General features: G+C 40.6%; 13 protein-coding genes. 3 read left to right on the top strand and 10 right to left on the bottom strand.

From position 1 onward, the window contains the following. Positions 1-138: 138 nt before the first annotated feature. The 6 genes from scyF to scyA form a co-directional block, all read right to left on the bottom strand. Entirely contained in the window at positions 139-1,281 is a 1,143-nt protein-coding gene (gene scyF / locus I8748_RS11760; RefSeq protein WP_198124760.1) for a scytonemin biosynthesis PEP-CTERM protein ScyF, read from the bottom strand. Positions 1,282-1,550: 269 nt separating this feature from the next. Then, the gene (locus tag I8748_RS11755; protein WP_198124759.1) at positions 1,551-2,843 is read right to left on the bottom strand and encodes a ScyD/ScyE family protein; all 1,293 of its coding nucleotides are present in this window, start codon (positions 2,841-2,843) and stop codon (positions 1,551-1,553) included. Between the two features lie 134 nt (positions 2,844-2,977). After that, entirely contained in the window at positions 2,978-4,255 is a 1,278-nt protein-coding gene (locus I8748_RS11750; protein WP_198124758.1) for a ScyD/ScyE family protein, read from the bottom strand. 90 nt (positions 4,256-4,345) lie between these two features. After that, a complete protein-coding gene (gene scyC / locus I8748_RS11745; RefSeq protein WP_198124757.1) occupies positions 4,346-5,314 on the bottom strand; it encodes a scytonemin biosynthesis cyclase/decarboxylase ScyC in 969 nt (322 codons plus the stop codon). 41 nt (positions 5,315-5,355) lie between these two features. Further along, on the bottom strand, positions 5,356-6,417 hold the full coding sequence (scyB, locus tag I8748_RS11740; RefSeq protein ID WP_198124756.1) for a tryptophan dehydrogenase ScyB: 1,062 nt from the start codon (positions 6,415-6,417) through the stop codon (positions 5,356-5,358). Between the two features lie 101 nt (positions 6,418-6,518). Then, entirely contained in the window at positions 6,519-8,411 is a 1,893-nt protein-coding gene (scyA, locus tag I8748_RS11735) for a scytonemin biosynthesis protein ScyA (protein WP_198124755.1), read from the bottom strand. Between the two features lie 914 nt (positions 8,412-9,325). On the opposite strand from scyA, the gene I8748_RS35670 reads away from it, so the two are divergent. Genes I8748_RS35670 through I8748_RS11725 form a run of 3 tightly spaced genes read left to right on the top strand, consistent with a single transcriptional unit; the run spans position 9,326 to position 12,383 of the window. Further along, on the top strand, positions 9,326-9,457 hold the full coding sequence (locus tag I8748_RS35670; protein WP_263975732.1) for a hypothetical protein: 132 nt from the start codon (positions 9,326-9,328) through the stop codon (positions 9,455-9,457). A 58-nt stretch (positions 9,458-9,515) separates the two neighbouring features. After that, entirely contained in the window at positions 9,516-11,492 is a 1,977-nt protein-coding gene (locus I8748_RS11730) for a scytonemin biosynthesis sensor histidine kinase (RefSeq protein ID WP_198124754.1), read from the top strand. A 42-nt stretch (positions 11,493-11,534) separates the two neighbouring features. Further along, positions 11,535-12,383, top strand: a complete 849-nt coding sequence (locus tag I8748_RS11725; RefSeq protein ID WP_198124753.1) for a response regulator transcription factor — start codon at positions 11,535-11,537, stop codon at positions 12,381-12,383. 128 nt (positions 12,384-12,511) lie between these two features. On the opposite strand, the gene I8748_RS11720 is transcribed toward I8748_RS11725, so the two are convergent. The 4 genes from I8748_RS11720 to I8748_RS11705 form a co-directional block, all read right to left on the bottom strand. Then, positions 12,512-12,787, bottom strand: coding sequence for a hypothetical protein (locus I8748_RS11720; RefSeq protein WP_198124752.1), 276 nt, complete (start codon positions 12,785-12,787; stop codon positions 12,512-12,514). A gap of 258 nt (positions 12,788-13,045) precedes the next feature. Further along, positions 13,046-14,110: a sulfonate ABC transporter substrate-binding protein gene (locus I8748_RS11715; protein WP_198124751.1), complete on the bottom strand. Its 1,065-nt coding sequence runs from the start codon at positions 14,108-14,110 to the stop codon at positions 13,046-13,048. Between the two features lie 123 nt (positions 14,111-14,233). Then, complete coding sequence (locus I8748_RS11710; protein ID WP_198124750.1) at positions 14,234-15,346, bottom strand: aliphatic sulfonate ABC transporter substrate-binding protein; 1,113 nt, start codon at positions 15,344-15,346, stop codon at positions 14,234-14,236. A gap of 103 nt (positions 15,347-15,449) precedes the next feature. Then, positions 15,450-16,313 carry a TauD/TfdA dioxygenase family protein gene (locus tag I8748_RS11705; protein ID WP_198124749.1) on the bottom strand — a complete coding sequence of 288 codons (864 nt, stop codon included), beginning with the start codon at positions 16,311-16,313 and terminating at the stop codon, positions 15,450-15,452. Positions 16,314-16,464: the final 151 nt, after the last annotated feature.

The raw sequence follows: 16,464 nt of genomic DNA, 5'->3' as shown, positions 1-16,464 counted from the left end.
GAGCAGGGGAGCAGGGGGGGGGATGAGGGATAAATAACTCCTAACTCCTAACTCCTAACTCCTAACTCCTAACTCCTAACTCCTAACTCCTAACTCCCAACTCCTAACTCCCAACTCCTAACTCCCAACTCCTAACTTTTATACACAAGTCTTTTCCAGTTGTTTCTCTAAGCTACTAATGAGTGCCTTTCTTTGGTTTCTTTTCCGCAGTTTGATACCAGCAGCCGTTAGACCAAGTAATGTTAAACCTAATGTTGAACTCGGTTCAGGGACTTTGGCTCTGCCTTCTACTTTTAAAACCTGAATGCGACCTTGGAAGAAATCCCCTGCATAAAGTTTTCCATTGTCGTAGTGTGCGCCAGCAGTCCAGTTAAATGTGCCTGGTGTGAGGTCGAGGGGGTTGCCGATGGGTAGACCATCTTGACCTGGAGGTGGTGCAGCAGCAGGTTTACCAAAGGCTGTCAGGAACTTACCGTCTTTATCGAATACCTGGACACGGCTATTGATAGAATCAGCTACATAAATATTGTCGTATTCGTCCACTTCAACACCGATTGGCTGATTAAATTGCCCAAATCCGGTGCCAGGACTGCCAAATGCGAACAGAGGGTTACCTTGTGGGTCGAATATTTGAATACGGTTGTTGTATTGGTCGGCAACAAAGATATTACCAGAGGTGGGAGATACTGATATGCCTGCTGGGCCAACAAATTGTCCGAGTCCAGTACCATTGCTACCAATTGTTCTGATCAGATTATCGTTTTGATCAAATACTTGGATGTAATCGTTACTAAAATCGGTTACATACAAATTGCCAGATTTATCAAATGATAGACCTCCCGGGCCATAAAAAATCCTACCCTCTACTGGGCCGCCAAATTTCGCAAAGGATTTAATATAGTTACCTTGGCTATCGAATACATTAATGCGACTGTTAAAAACATCGCCTACATAAAGATTTCCATTCAAGGGATTGAATTTTAGGTCTGCTGGTTCGTCAAACTGTCCAGGGCCGCTACCAGAGCTACCTATAGTTTTAATATAGTTACCTTCGCTATTGTATACCTGGACGCGATCGTTACCACCATCACTTACATAAACATTCCCTGTTGTGTCGTCTACAGTTATGCCCTGTGGTACAAGAAGTTGCCCAGTTCCGATACCAGGACTACCAATACTACGTTCATAGGTTAAGGTTACTGACTTTGCTTGAGCGCCTGTTGCTAAGATGATAAATCCGGCACTAGCAATGGTAATTGACAGTTTTTTTATTAATCCCATACTTTTAAAGTCCTGCTTTGGTAGCTGATAGAAGTTGGTAATTGGTAATTGGTAATTGGTAATTGGTAATTGGTAATTGGTAATTGGTAATTGGTAATTAAGATTCGTCAGATTTCATCTGGGTTTGTATAAGGTTCCTACTTGATTTTTGAAATATACGTAGAGTGGGGTTTGCCCATCAAAACCTGAATATGGTGCGCTTTGCCCACTCTACATAACTCATTCAAATCTTCCTAATCCCCAGTCCCCAATCCCCAATTCAAATGATATTAGGCAATCTCTGCCTTAATTAATTCTTTGCTACGTTTGCGCTTAATCATTGAGGTTGCACCTAAAGCACCAACAGCTATCAAACCGATCGCAGAACCGGATTCAGGAATTTTCCTGGCGTTAGGATCAATCTTAATAACTTGTCCTGTTCCTGCAAGTCTAGCTCGGTTTGAGATATACAAACTACCATCATGATAAGTGATGCCAGAAGCAGCTTCTAGTCCATCACCTTTCCAAACTGTTGTGCGAGTACCATCAGGAGCTATTTTGATTAAAGATCCACTAATATCACCAGTGATGATACCACCTTGTTGAATTTCCTTCCATTCAGAATGATTGATGTGTTGCAAAGCATACAAATTGCCCTCTGGGTCATATGCTACGCCAGTCAACTGTGTGAAGCCATCAGCAATAGTTTGTATTGACAAATCATCGCTATTAACTTTGAAGACACGTGCTTCACCTTCTGGATAAGGGAAATAAGTGTATTCGCTGACTGTTAAACTGCCATCGGGGGCAACTGCTATACCTGTAGGTACTGATTGCTGTGTGAGTGGAAGGGTAGATGGATCAGTGCCTCCCAAATCTGGAAATTCGAGTTTATTTCTATCTATAACTTTTTGTGGGAAGGCAGCTACATTCTTAATACCGCTGCCATCAAGTCCTACAGAATATATTGTGTTTCCGCCTCCATCAACGACATAAGCAGTATCACCTTTAATTGCTAATGCATAGGGGTTAGAAATCAAATCTGTGCCATCAGGATTATTTTTGGTTTCATAAGCTGCAAAATCGGCAAGACTTGTTAACGCACCTGTGTTTAAGTCTACTTTATATAGTTGTCCGAGGTCTGGGCTTTTTAAGATGGTGTCACGGTTGGTGGGGTCGCCTGCAAGACCGGTCAAAAGATAAGCGTTGCCTTTGTCATCAAATTTAATGTCCGCAGGCCCAGCTGCTTGTTCTCCAGAAGGAGATAATGCTAGAGATGTCAGGTTCGATATTATAGTTGTTTTTGTACCGTCTGGATTAATTTTGCTCAAGGAACCATTCTGAGCAGCACATAAAGGAATATATCCGGCGCTAGGTGAAGGAATGCATCTGCCGTCTGTACCATCACCACCCCGACCACTTTCTGTAACATAAAGACTGCCGTCAGGGCCAAAACCAATATTGCGTGGATTATCAAGACCATTAGCAATTACTGAAAAGGTAGCAGCATCAGCTGCTTTTGGGCCGACTACAGCTGTAAAACAAACAGTCAAAAGAGTAAGGGTAAATGACTTGAGTTTCATACCTTTGGAGATTAAGAGTTAGTAAGTTGTGGAAATTTTTATGGTTTTAAAGACAACGAATTTTAGTTTTAGGGGAACGCAGGCTAAATATTACCTTTGTTGAAAGGCAATAATATTGGGTTGAAACTCTTTACCTAAGTGCTACTACTCGGTCTATGAGTGAGTTTAGTGCTTCTAGTTTTTAACAACCAACCAACACCTAAAGCGCCGAATGTTAGGAGACTTAAAGCAGAATTAGGTTCAGGAATAGGGGTTATATTCTCAATTTTGAGAACTTGCCCGTGACCTGGGCGATCGCCTCGATTTGTGATGTATAATCCACCATCAGGGGCAATTGTCAAGGCACTAGGCGATTCTAATCCATTGCCACTAAGAATGGTTGTACGAGTGCCATCAGCAGCTATTTTGATTAATGAACCTTCTAAATTACCCTTCCAGGCTGACTGATTAGCATATTGCAAAGCATATAAATTGCCAGCAGTATCAAACTCTAAGTCTGTTAGTTGGGTAAAACCATCTGCATAAACGCTTGTTTTCCCATCAGCAGCAACACGATAGATTTTTGCACCACCTTCTGGAAAAGGAAAACCTGTGAATTGGCTAACGTAATAAGCACCGTCAGGGCCTTTTGCCACATTTGAGGGTACTGGTTGAATAGAAATCTGGGATGTTGTCGGTTCATTTTGAGATGGTACTTGTGAGGGTTCGTTAGATGGAGTACCAGAAGGCGGAAAGACTGGATTAGTCAAGATGTCTTGAGGTAATACAGACAGTGCTTGCAAGTTACTACCATCAGTTTTGACTCTAAGTAAGTCGTTTGCACCTGCATCAGCCACAACCAGATTATTGCCATCTATTAAAAAACCCAAGGGATTGCTACCTAATTCACCACCATCAGGATTGTTGGCGAGTTCATAGTTAGCTAAATCTGCAATACTTGTCCAGGAATTGGTGTTAAAGTCGGCAGTGATGATTTTTCCTAGGTCAGTGTTGCCTAAATTGCGATCGCGATATGTTGGATCAGCTGCATATCCAATTAGAACATAAGCTTTGCCTGTGGCATCAAATTTGATGTCACGAGGGCCTGCACCACCAGTACCATTTGGTAAGGCTATGGAAGGGAGTCCTGTAAGTATACGCTGTTGTGTACCGTTGGCAATTTTGGTGACAGCACCACTGTTACCATAGCATAAAGAATCACCTTCACCACTTGCTGGTGGAACGCAACTATCATTTCCCCCTGTCCCCGCCTCTGTAACATACAGACTACCATCAGGGCCAAAGCTCAGACCTCCTGCATTATCAAGATTGTCTGCAACTATGGAAAAAGATGCAGCTTTCGCAGCCTTCATTCCAGAAAAAGCGACAATACAAAAAGTCAGAAAAGTGATGGTAAGTTGCTTGGGTTTCATTTGTTATTTGTTAGTTGTTATTTGTTAGTTGTCAGTTGTTAGGTATCAGTTATTTTTCTTTACTACTGACTACTGACTACTGACCACTGACTAACGACTATTAACTAATTCTGGAGTTTTTGGTATGTAGCTCATTCCACGGTCAAAGGACTGGAGGTTGCCGGCTTTAGCTTCAAGCAGACGTTTAATATTCATGCTTTCAGCGCCAAAGTCTTCAATTTGGAGTTTGCCGTGACTCACAGATTTATCTGCTTTCCAAAATGTGATTCGATGCAGAATTAAACCAGAAGCATCAGGATCACCAAAAGCATAGGATGTTGGAATCAGCAGTGCTACTGAGCGTTGATAATAGTTGTACTCTGGATAAAAGTGTTCTTGCTCAAGCAAATAATATTTACTCAAACTATGCAGTCGCACAGAAACTTTTACTTTTTGGTCGTATTCATCCTTGAATTCACCAGAATCAGTAGTAATCTTACCATCTGGCCGCAGTAAATGCGCCCACTCATCTATGTTCCGCAAGTCTTTTAAGTATTCAATTGCGACTTCAATAGGGGCATCGACATAAATAGTATCAGTATCAATAAAGTAACACCCTTTTGCTGCTTGAGTCAAACCAGCTTTACGTTCTAAAATGCCTTTGAGAGAACGACATTCTGAAGTATGTACGGTGTGAATTCCCTGCATAATCATCTGAGTTTGCCGTTTGGGATCGACAAAACTCAGCCAGTGAAAGTATACGCCCTTTTCATCAGTTCCAGGTTCAATATAGTCGGGAGGAAAAAGCAAAACAGGATAAACTTGAAAATATTTTTGATACTCAAACCCACAATGCCATTCAATACCATAGAAAAGTTTGCTATCTAGTTTTTTGACGTGATAGTAGAGATTTTTATGATATCCAGAGGCACTTCCCAGCCAGGTATCTTCGTCAACTTGCTCTTTCATCCGGCTAAAAAGCGTCCAATCATCTAAGTTTTTTAAACTGCAAAGATAATCAAAGGCACTTTTTGGAGAAGTAGCAATATAAGCTGATGTTGCAAAGGTGTTTTTTTCCACTAGTCACTCCTGACATTAATAGTAGTTAATTAGCGAGTAAATTATGCAGCAACTTTTTTAGAATTGCTTTGTTTAGCATTCCTAATCCGGTCTTCAGCCAACCTTTTAGCAGCGTCGTTAGTAGTAATTTCTTGCTGTTTAGCAATGTTGAAGATTGCTAGCAGTGTGTCATAAATATTATGCACTTGCTTGAAAGCTTTTTCTTCGTCATAACCAATCATTTCGTTATAAACGTTGATTAGACCTCCGGCATTAATAACATAATCGGGGCAATAAAGAATTCCTTTTTTAGCAAGTAATTGACTGTGTAGTTGCTCATTACCCAATTGGTTGTTAGCTGCACCAGCAATAATTGGAGCTTTTAAGAAAGGAATTGTGTGACTATTAAGAATTCCTCCTAACGCGCAAGGAGCAAAGATATCTACATCTAGTGAGTAAATTTCATCTGGTGGTACAACTGTAGCATTATATAGCTGTTGTACTTCCTCTACCTTGGCGGCATCCACATCAGTTACAAAAAGTTTTATGCCATGCTCATGTAAATGCCGACAGAGGTTTTTCCCAACATTTCCTAAACCTTGAACTGCAACTTTCATGCCTTCAAGATTTTTGGTTCGCCAGCGAAATTCTACAGCAGCTTTAATTCCTAGGAAAACTCCCAAGGATGTGATGGGTGCAGGGCCGCCAGATTTTTCTGATGTGCCAACTACATACTTTGTCTCTTTGGCAATTGTTCTGACATCGTTAGGAGTAATATTAACATCTTGTCCTGTAATAAAACGTCCATTGAGGCTGTCTACAAACCGTCCATATGCTCTCAATAGGTCATCTGTTTTACTTTCAGGATTAGCAATAATAACTGCTTTTCCTCCTCCTGCTGGAATATTAGCACAGGCGGCTTTATAGGTCATACCACGACTCAGACGCAAAGCATCTTGTAAAGCAGCTTCTTCACTAATATAAGGGAAGAGTCTTGTAGCTCCCATGGCAGGGCCTAAACTTGTGTCATGGATAGCAATAATTGCTCTAATGTCTGGATTTTTGCCATGACAGAAGAGAATTTGCTCATGACCCATTTCTCTAACAGTTTCAAATAGCAGCATTTTGGTTACTCTTGGTTATTGATCATTAGTTATTAGTCATTAGTCATTAGTCATTAGTTATTGCTATTTACAAAGGACAAATAACTAATGACTGATTTAAATCAAACTAATGGGAATGAAACTGCTTTGGCTGGAGTTTTGGCTGGGGTTGATTTAACTCCTTGTGCTGCCAAACTCTTGTTACGTCCACCAGAGGGTGCAGGTCTATCGGGATCAATCACTACGTCGATTAAAAAGGGACTATTGGAAGCGATCGCTTGTTCTAGTGCTGCTTCAATGTCTGATTCTCTCACAATACCAACTGCTTCTGCACCCATACCACGAGCAATCATGGCAAAGTTAGTTACTGGCATTGTGGCGTCTGCACCTTTTAATCCCAATATTTGCATTCCTTGATGACACATGTTGTAACGTGCATCGTTGAGTACAATCCAGATTGCAGGTATCTTATATTTGACGGCTGTGCTGATTTCGTTATTCATCAGCATTGCACCATCGCCTACAATGGCTACTGCTTTACCCTGACGCCCTAATGCTGCACCCAAAACTCCTGTGACGGCGTGACCCATTGCACCGACTCCGGTGCTGACTCGGTAACGATTGGTTTGGGGAAATTGCAGTAGGTGAGTTGACCATGTAAAGGAGTTACCGCACTCTGCCATGACTACTGCGTCACTCCCCTCAACAATTACTTTTTGAATTGCTGCCATTAATACTTCTGGTCGCACTGGATAGTCTATATCTAAATCTAGTGCTACGCTTTCGCGTTCTGGACGAGGTAGCAACAAAGGTATGGAATCAACACGAGTGTCCGGGAAGTGCTGCAACAGTTCTTGCACATAGGCTTTGATATCAGACTGAACCGAGAAAGTTTCAGCGTATGGATAAGCTACTCCTGGAACTTCTGGGTCAATATCTACATGTATGAAGCCTCCTTTGGGAACCATCAGCGGACTCCAGAAAGAAGTCGGTTCGCCTAAGCGGGTTCCGAGTACGAGGGTGCGTAGTGGCGGTTGCTGTTGCATGTAGTTAAAGACTGATGCATGACCACCTAAACCTGTGACACCTACAAATTGCGGATGATCTTCGGGAAAGATGCCTTTACCACGGGGGGAACACATCACCGCAGCGCCGGTTCTCTCTGCCAGTTGGCGGATTTCTTCTGCTGCATGACGCGCACCGAAACCTACCCAGATGGCAAAGGGGCCAGCAGATAGTAATTCTACAGATTTGGCGATCGCTTGTTTATGAGGTGCGATCGCAGAGGCAGCTATATCTAGTTGTGGCCAAGATACATCTTCAACTAAGCTGGTCTGCACAGCGGTGGGAATACTCAAATGTGCAACAAATCCTCCTGGTTGCGCTAAAGCTAGCGCCAGTTTGCGAAAAATTTGCGGAAGTTGTGCAGCAGATTCAACGGTGATTGCATAGTTGAATAATGCTCCTGGAGTAAAGATTCCTCCACTAGGTAATGTGTAGGTGCTGGTTTCCTGAATTGCCCAGCGTCCACGCTGTGGTGCTGAAGTACAAGCCGACAATAAAATTATCTTTGCACCTTCACCACGGGCAGCAAATAAGCCTGTTAGGGCGTTGGTGATACCCGGCCCTGCTGTGGTGAACACGACGGTGGGGCGGTTGCTGGCAAAGTAGGCTTCGGCTGCGGCAAAAGCAGCCCCAGCTTCATGGCGAAAGTTCAACACTTCTATGCTGCTATTTGACAGCGCACCCCAAAGGCTGGCCATTGCACCCCCTGCAACGCCGAATGCATAGCCTACTCCCAAACTTCCTAGCATCTGGGCTACAGCATCTGCAACTGAAAGTGTTGGGGCTGTTTCGTTATGCAATAAAGATTGAGTTCCTGCATTCTTTTCTAAGGTATCAAGCTGATGGGAATCATCTGACGCAGATTCTATATACTTGCTGTTTGGTGAAAATTCCTTGTATACCTCAGTGGTTATGAGGGGGGACTTTGAACTTGTATAGTTTTTACTCATTGCTTTCACTTAATTCCAAATGCTGGTACTCAACTAGAGAGCTGAGCTTTTTACTACTGAAATATTTAATACAAAAAAATCTGTGTATTTTTACGGCTTTGTTTGATACTAGTCGAAAGACCATCAGTTGCTGCTTCCAAGCCTATTGCCGCAAAAGTTCTTGAGAAAAGTCAAATAATCAAGGCTGTGCTTCTAAAGATTAGAATACGAAAAATAAGAACCTGTTTGCAATGAAAAATCTTTTGATGAGAATGTCAATTCTTTCGTTTATATTTGACTCTATTGGCTAAAAAATCAGGTTAAGGCTTGATTATGGAATTTCAGTCAATTGTATCAGATTGAGTTTAACATTGATTTATCATTATTAAGTATGGAACTTACAATCCATATCATGCAACTAACTGTGAAGCAGGAAGCAGAAGGCAAAAGCCTGTCAGTGAGGAAGTTTCTGTAGTCGGCATTTTATATTTAATAATGTCTACCTACTTAGTCTATGCTAATTCGATACAAATCAAATTGGGAAATTTTTTTAAAGCTAATTATAAAATTCTACCAGTCTTAATGTTACTACTAGACGCTGCCTGAATTATCTTTTTTGTATTTGGCAATACATGTATTTTTAACATTTTTTATTTCATTTGGTAGAAAATTAAGACAATAAAAAATTTAGAATATATTTCTTCCGATAGATGACTTATTCATGAATATATCAAACAAAGACATTTTAAGTATAAATAACTACCTTAAACAGGGTATTGATTAAGAAGTTTTCAAAGGAAAATGTATTTCTTATGACGGATGACTCAGCATATTCTGCTATAGTTAGATCTCGATGGGAAAGTTAAGAATAATTAAGAAAATGAGGAGAGTGACATAACTACTGAATCTTTACCGAATCTTGATATTTATAACTGATGGCTATTAGACCCGCTAGGCTGATGCCAGATGAGAAATTGTTAAGATTTTCTCGATTTTTGGCTCTTGGCGATCGCTTCCTTAAAGCTCGAAAATCACAGGCTGTGCTTGATATGTGGTGGACAATTTGAGGAAGTTGTGATTATGAACTCATTCATGGTTATAGTGCCGACTTAATTACGTAGGGGTATGAATCCTGACGACTATACGTTAATTCAATCCAACTCTCAACGGCCACTACAGCCAGAATTAGAGTTGGAATTTGGTCATTTCCTCATCAATCAGTGTGTAGATGCTGCCTTTTGTCTAGGAGCAAACGCACAGTTTCTCTACGTCAACGATGCAACTTGTCGTATGTTGGAGTATTCCCGTGAGGAATTACTAGCCATGACACTGCATGACGTAGATATAGACTTTGCACTGCACAATTGGTCTGAACAATGGCGATCTCTGGTCAAAACAGCCTTACAAAAGCCTCTCACCTTTAAATCTCGCTATCGGACAAAGGCAGGTCGGTTATTTTTGGTGGAAATATCCGTTACCTATGTACAATACCGAGGCAAGGAGTTTGGCTGTGCCTTTGTGCGTGAGAAGAGTGATGAAATCGTAGAGTTGAGCGTGCAAAAGTGGATTGATGAATTGCGGGAAGCTAAAAACCATCTTCAACAAGAAGTTACTCAGCTCAAGAAAAAGGAGGCAGAACTAGGAACATCTTTATCTTTACTTTGCTCTACCCTTGAATCTACTGCCATCGGTATAGTTGCAGTTAACTTTGATGGTGATATTCTGAGTTTGAATCAGAAATTTCTGGAGATGTGGCAGATTCCAGAGTCACTGGTGCTATCCAAAAAATGCCCTCGGTGCAAAGCCTTTTTTGAGAGCCAACTAAAAGACCCAGAAACCTTTGCACGGCTGATTTGGGAAGTTTCCAGCCAATCTGATTTCGAGAGTTACGAGATTTTAGAGTTGAAGGATGGCAGGGTGTTTGCACACTACTCCAAACCCCACTGGTTAGGTGACCAAATTATTGGTAGAGTATGGAGCATTTGGGATATTACTGATTCCAAACGCACTGAAGAAGCATTGCGGTTGAACGAATCGAGATTTCGGACTTTGGCAGAAACAACAGATGCCAGCACTTTTTTGATTCGAGGCACGCGTCTATGCTATGTAAATCCGGCGGTGGAGCAACTTACCGGCTACACAAAAGCGGAACTACTAAACGGCTTTGATATTCGCCGACTTATCAAGAGCAAAAAACGCAGGCAGGTACGCAAGCAAAGCGAAGCAGGTAACTTTGAATATCACGAAATGTGTATTCTGACAAAAAACGGCATCGAACGCTGGCTAGCTTGTGCGGTGGCACAACTTGAAGGTGTGCTAGATTTCGGAGGACACCAAATCGAATTAATTACAGGAATTGATATTACTGATTATAAATATGCAGAATCAGATCTTAACCAGGCTTTAGAACAAGCCAAACAACTGAGCGAACTCAGAGCAAGTTTTCTTTCTATGGTCTGCCATCAATTCCGTACTCCACTAAATATAGTTTCATTCTCTAATAGCTTAATAAAAGAACAAGTAGACAAACGCACAGAGAAAAAAATACAACCATTACTCGATCATGTTGAAATAGCCACCAAACAAATCAGCCAGATGTTGGATGATATTTTGTTATTCTCGAAAGCAGAAGCAGCAAAACTCAACTTTGAGCCACAACCGCTAGAAATAGTCCAGTTCTGTCATAATTTAGTGGCACAAATGCAGATGAATATTAGCCAAAAGCCAATCAATTTTGTCAGTCAACTGAATTCTCTAACAGCCTGGATAGATCAAAAATTGCTAGAGCCGATTTTGGAGAATTTGCTGGAAAATGCAACTAAGTATTCTCCATCCAATAGTACAGTTGATTTTTACCTTTCTTGCCAGGATGAAGATATCATTTTCCAGGTCAAAGATAGAGGAATAGGCATTCCGGTAGTAGATCAACAACGACTATTTGAGCCATTCTATAGAGGTAGTAACGTCGATAATATACCTGGCACCGGATTAGGGTTATCAATTCTCAAAACCCTTGTGGACTTACATGGTGGTCAAGTCACTGTAGAAAGTGAAGTTGGTGTGGGTAGTACATTTACTGTGATGCTGCCATTAGTGGAGTGACAGTCATTAGTCATCTTGATGAAAAGTTATGGTTGTATAGAAATGATACACAACTCAGCAAAAAAAATTCTTGTAATTGAAGATGATGCAGTTACCCGCAATCTTTTCTTAAAAGGTCTCCAAACAAAAGGCTTTGATGTGATAACTGCTGAAAACGGTCTTGTTGGTATCCAGCAAGCACAACAGTATTTACCCGATTTGGTGATTTGCGATATTGTGATGCCTAAAATGGATGGCTACAGTGTTTTAGCTACGTTGCGTCAAAATCCTCTGACAGCAATTATTCCTTTCATTTTTCTGACTGGGAGTGATACTAGAGCATCTATTCGCAAAGGCATGGACTTAGGAGCAGATGATTATGTGACTAAACCCTCTACAATAGAAGAATTGCTTAGAGCGATCAAAAGCCGACTGCGAAAGCAAGCTAATTTCCAAAACTGGTGCGCCACTGGCTTAGACAAACCGACAAAGCCAGTGTCTGTAGTTCCAACTTCAGCGATCGCACAAAACATTAATGAAGCGATTCCCTCTGATCAGTTTACCTTTCCCAGCGATCCCCAATTAAAAGAAGTTTTCGACTTTATCGAAGCCTATTATCACCAAGGAATTACTTTATCTGATGTTGCTGTTGCAGTTGGTTACTCAGCAGCTTACTTAACTAACCGAGTAGCAAGACAGACAGGAGAGACTGTAAACAACTGGATTGTCAAACGCCGCATGGCGGGAGCGCGTTCTTTACTCCAAAATCATAACCAGACAGTCGAGCAAATTGCTACAGAACTAGGCTATCAAAGTGTCTGTCATTTCTCTCGCCAGTTTCGTCAACATCACGGCTTACCACCCGATGCTTGGCGCAAACAGCATCAAGGCACTTTGGTAAAACAGGGATAACTTCATACAAATGATGACTGATGACTGTTAGCATCGGCATTAATAATTCTTCCTCATCCCCTCTGCACCCCTGCACCCCCTCTCCCCCGCTTCTTGCCAATATCGCAACTTGAAAGTAAATAGTCCTGTTACTCAGATTCTTGAGCATCTTTCACAGGATTAGCTATTGTAAAAGAAATCGAGTGAGGAGATTGAGTTGGTAAATCTAACTGGGGTTGTTTGGGTGATGCATCGATGGTTGCATCAGTAAAATAAGAGCCAATAATCTTGTCATAGTTAGAAGCAACTGCTAAAAAAGCTCCTCCCAAAATATAGATAGGCAATGGCAGATTAAATTCTTGTAACCAATCAAACAGTTCTGCCAAGGCGAACAGTACCAAAAAGCAGGCAAGCCAAACCCTCATTTTTTCATTCCCCGCGTGCAACTGACTCTACTTATAGCGTAGACAGGTTCCATAATACTTGATGTTGATTCTAACTCATTGAGCGATCGCTCCACATACTCAGGTACTATCAAGTAGTAAAATTGTAACCTTCATTTTTCATCCTTGATCAGTCTCTAGGGGCTGACCAATAAAAAATATTAGCTTGTAATTGTTCCATACTGACAGTCAGCAGTCAACAGTCATCAGTCAACAAATCATTTATTTCTTCAAATTCTTTTACTTTTCACTAATGAGTGTTGGGGGAGTAATAGCTGCATATTCTTTAGGTGTTAACAGCGCTTCTTGAACATCAATCTTTTTAGGCAATATTTTTTCATTATAAAATAAATCTGCAATACGTTGTTGGTCTTTCATCAATTCTGGTGTAATTCCTTTCAATCGAAAATTGGAACGTCCAGAAATTATCTCTTGAATAGGCAGATCAATTTTGAGTATCGGTGCTACTAACTTAGCGACTTCCTTACGGTTTGCTTCAGCCCATTGACCGTTTTTATCAATCTCTTCTAAGATAATCCGAACTAATTCGGGATTGTCTTTAGCAAACTCGCGTGTTCCTACATAATATCCACCTGGAGTACCAATATTTTTAGCATCTCTTAGCACACGCGCACCGTGGAGTTTTTCTACTAAAGCTAAGTGAGGATCACCTGTAACCCAAACTGGAATAGTCCCCTGAATAAACGCACCACGAGCTTCGACATTAGGCATACTCAAAACTTGGATATCACTATATTTTAAGCTTACTTCTTTCAAAGCTTGAATAATGAAATAGTGAGAAGCAGAACCTTTTTGAAAGACTACTTTCTGACCTTTAATTCCAGCTAAAGTTTTAATTGGAGAACCTTTAGGGACAACAATAGCACTTCCTGCACCTGAATTTTGAGTAAGTCTTCTACCAGCAAGATAAACAATTCTTGCACCAGCAGCTTGGGCAAAGATGGGAGGAGTTTCCCCTACTGAACCTACATCAATTTTGCCGACATTCATCGCTTCCATGAGTTGCGGGCCTTGGGCAAATTGCGCCCACTCTACTTTGATACCCAAAGGTGACAAACGTTTTTCTAAAACTCCCCTTACTCTTACAATATCACCAGAACTTTGATATCCCATTCGCAAAACTTTTGTTTTAATGCTTACAGCTTTTTCCCCTACTATATCTGCTTTATGGCTGGTTGAACTACAACTAATTAAGGTAGTAGATAAAGCCAAAAAACTAGGCATTATACATAATGCTAACCGACGAATTAATATTGATTGATTTTTGATGGAATTGGTAAACATTTTTTAATAATATCCATACAGTTTTTGAATTACTTTAAGCAATTAATTTTATTTGAAATTGCCTAATTTTTGCCGAAAGCTAAAATTTATTAATAGACATTTAGCTCTAACTTCAGTCGTGAACTATTTAGCTTGAATTGATTTTGGTGTAAAAGCTGCATATTCTTCTAGGGTTAATATGCCATCTTTAACATTGACCTTTTTCGGTAAAAGTCCTTGGCTGTACCACAAATCTGCAATTTGTTGTTGCTTATTAACAACTTGTTCAGTTATTGGTAACAACCCATATGCTGATTTAGCTTGAATTTTTTTGAGAGTAGGAACATCAATACCAACGTCAGGGGAAACAAGTTCTGCTAATTTATCAGGATTTTTCTGAGACCATTCGTCTGCTTTTAAAAGCTCTTCTAGGAAAATTTTGAGAATTTCAGGATGTTCTTTAGCAAATTTTCGCGAGGTAGAATAAAAGCCTCCTAGATCCTGGAGTCCTTGGCCATCTCTGAATACACGACCAATATTTTGTTGTACAGCTCTTGTGATGTAGGGTTCCCAAGTTACCCAAACATCAAGCCCACCTTGACTAAAAGCAACATTTGCATCTGGAGGCGGGAGAAGAATAGATTTTACATCGCTGAGTTTAAGACCTTCTTTTTGTAATCCTTTCAACAAAACATAGTGAGCAATAGAAGCTTTTTGAAAAGAAACTTTTTTACCCTTAAAGTCAGCAAAACTTTTAATAGGGGAATTTTTTGGTACTAAAAAAGAAACTCCTTGACCATTAAATGCTGTAGTCGCTACATAAACAAGAGGTGTACCTGCTGCTTGAGCAAATATAGGAGGTGATTCAGCTGTAGCTGCAATATCAAGAGAACCAGCATTTAATGCTTCTAAAGCTTGTGGCCCAGCAGCAAATTCCAACCACTTTACCGTAAAATTCTTAGCTGCCAAGCTTTTTTCTAAAGTTCCCTGTTTCCTCATAACTGCAAGAGAACCGAGCTTAGAGTAAACTACTCGTACTTCTTGTTTTTGTGTATTATTGGAAACTGATTTATTATTGGCTTTTATACTACTAGCAGATATTTGATTTTGACTAGTTTGATTTTCTGCACCACAACTAACTAAAAACATTGATGTTACTATTGAACAAGCAGCTATAAATAGCGGTATATGTTGAGGTTTAGTTGTGGTTTTATCTTTGATAATTAAGTTTTTTAAGCTTCGATTGGCTATTGTCATTAACGTAATTAAGAAGAGTTGAGAAAGTAGAGTGGGTAAAACCCACTCCAGAATAAAGCACGCGGTAGATAGGAAGCTAAAAATTTAGGCTTTAACCTAAAACTTAAAAAGGACGACTACCTGCAAGACTAACTCGCCTCATCACACGACGTTCATTCGGATCAAATGCTTGGCGGTAGTGTAAGGTAGCTTGATTATCCCAGTAGACAATATCACCCACAGACCATTTGTGTTGATAGTAAAACCGAGGCTGATTGAGATGTTCTCTCAATTGTTCAATCAATTCTGCTCCTTCTTGTGGTTCTAAGCCAACAACTTCAACTTCAGTTGCATAGTCTAAATAGAGGATTTTTTTACCACTTTCAGGATGTGTCCGCACCAAAGGATGGGGAAATACAGGACTAGTTAGAGGAATGTTGCGATCTAAACGGTACTTTGAGCGAGGTGCATTCTTATCACGCAAAAATGGATTATAGGTAATCAACTGCAAATCTGCAATCCGTTGTTTGGTTGCTTCATCTAAAGTCTCATAAGCCAAATTGAGATTCAACCAATAAGTATCGCCACCCTGCGAAGGTACTTCCAAAGCATACAGCAGCGAACCGCTAGAAGGCTTAGGAGTCCAGTGGTGGTCAGAATGAAAAGCCAGTTCTCCAGTACCCGTATAGCCGCCGTCAAGGTTGGAGATGGGAATCACTACCGGAGTTACACCTGGTTGAGAAGCTAATACTGGAACATCGTCTGGTGGTACATAGAGGTCGCCAAAGTAAAATGCAAAGTTCAACAATTGCTCATCAGTGAGTTTTTGCTCTTTGAAGATTAAAATGTGGCGATCGCGCAGTGCTTGTTTTAGTTGTAAAATCACTTCAGGCGCAACAGGTTGACTAGCATCAAGCCCAGTCACCACCGCCCCCAATGGCCCACCAGTAGAAGTAATTTTAAATTCTGTCAAAGTCAAACTAGGCATTATATTCTCCTGACTTCGTAAATTTCAATTTGTAATTCACCAAAAGGTAAAAAGCTATTTTGTAGGAATTCAACACCCAGGAGTCAGAAGCCAGAATTGATCAGGAGTTTAGTCAGATTAGTACATTTATTTCTCAAATGTTCTGCTGATT

The organism is Amazonocrinis nigriterrae CENA67 (genome assembly GCF_016056305.1).
GTDB lineage: Bacteria > Cyanobacteriota > Cyanobacteriia > Cyanobacteriales > Nostocaceae > Amazonocrinis > Amazonocrinis nigriterrae.
Note: the sequence above shows the minus strand (reverse complement) of the source record. Positions and strands in the feature narration are given on the sequence as shown.

Excerpts from the sequence above, each read along its gene's own strand:
- scyF (WP_198124760.1), bottom strand. The coding sequence starts at position 1,281 with ATGGGATTAATAAAAAAACTGTCAATTACCATTGCTAGTGCCGGATTT.
- I8748_RS11720 (WP_198124752.1), bottom strand. The coding sequence starts at position 12,787 with ATGAGGGTTTGGCTTGCCTGCTTTTTGGTACTGTTCGCCTTGGCAGAA.
- I8748_RS11750 (WP_198124758.1), bottom strand. The coding sequence starts at position 4,255 with ATGAAACCCAAGCAACTTACCATCACTTTTCTGACTTTTTGTATTGTC.
- I8748_RS11730 (WP_198124754.1), top strand. The coding sequence starts at position 9,516 with ATGAATCCTGACGACTATACGTTAATTCAATCCAACTCTCAACGGCCA.
- I8748_RS11755 (WP_198124759.1), bottom strand. The coding sequence starts at position 2,843 with ATGAAACTCAAGTCATTTACCCTTACTCTTTTGACTGTTTGTTTTACA.
- I8748_RS35670 (WP_263975732.1), top strand. The coding sequence starts at position 9,326 with ATGGCTATTAGACCCGCTAGGCTGATGCCAGATGAGAAATTGTTAAGA.
- I8748_RS11725 (WP_198124753.1), top strand. The coding sequence starts at position 11,535 with ATGATACACAACTCAGCAAAAAAAATTCTTGTAATTGAAGATGATGCA.
- scyA (WP_198124755.1), bottom strand. The coding sequence starts at position 8,411 with ATGAGTAAAAACTATACAAGTTCAAAGTCCCCCCTCATAACCACTGAG.
- I8748_RS11705 (WP_198124749.1), bottom strand. The coding sequence starts at position 16,313 with ATGCCTAGTTTGACTTTGACAGAATTTAAAATTACTTCTACTGGTGGG.
- I8748_RS11710 (WP_198124750.1), bottom strand. The coding sequence starts at position 15,346 with ATGACAATAGCCAATCGAAGCTTAAAAAACTTAATTATCAAAGATAAA.
- I8748_RS11715 (WP_198124751.1), bottom strand. The coding sequence starts at position 14,110 with ATGTTTACCAATTCCATCAAAAATCAATCAATATTAATTCGTCGGTTA.
- scyB (WP_198124756.1), bottom strand. The coding sequence starts at position 6,417 with ATGCTGCTATTTGAAACTGTTAGAGAAATGGGTCATGAGCAAATTCTC.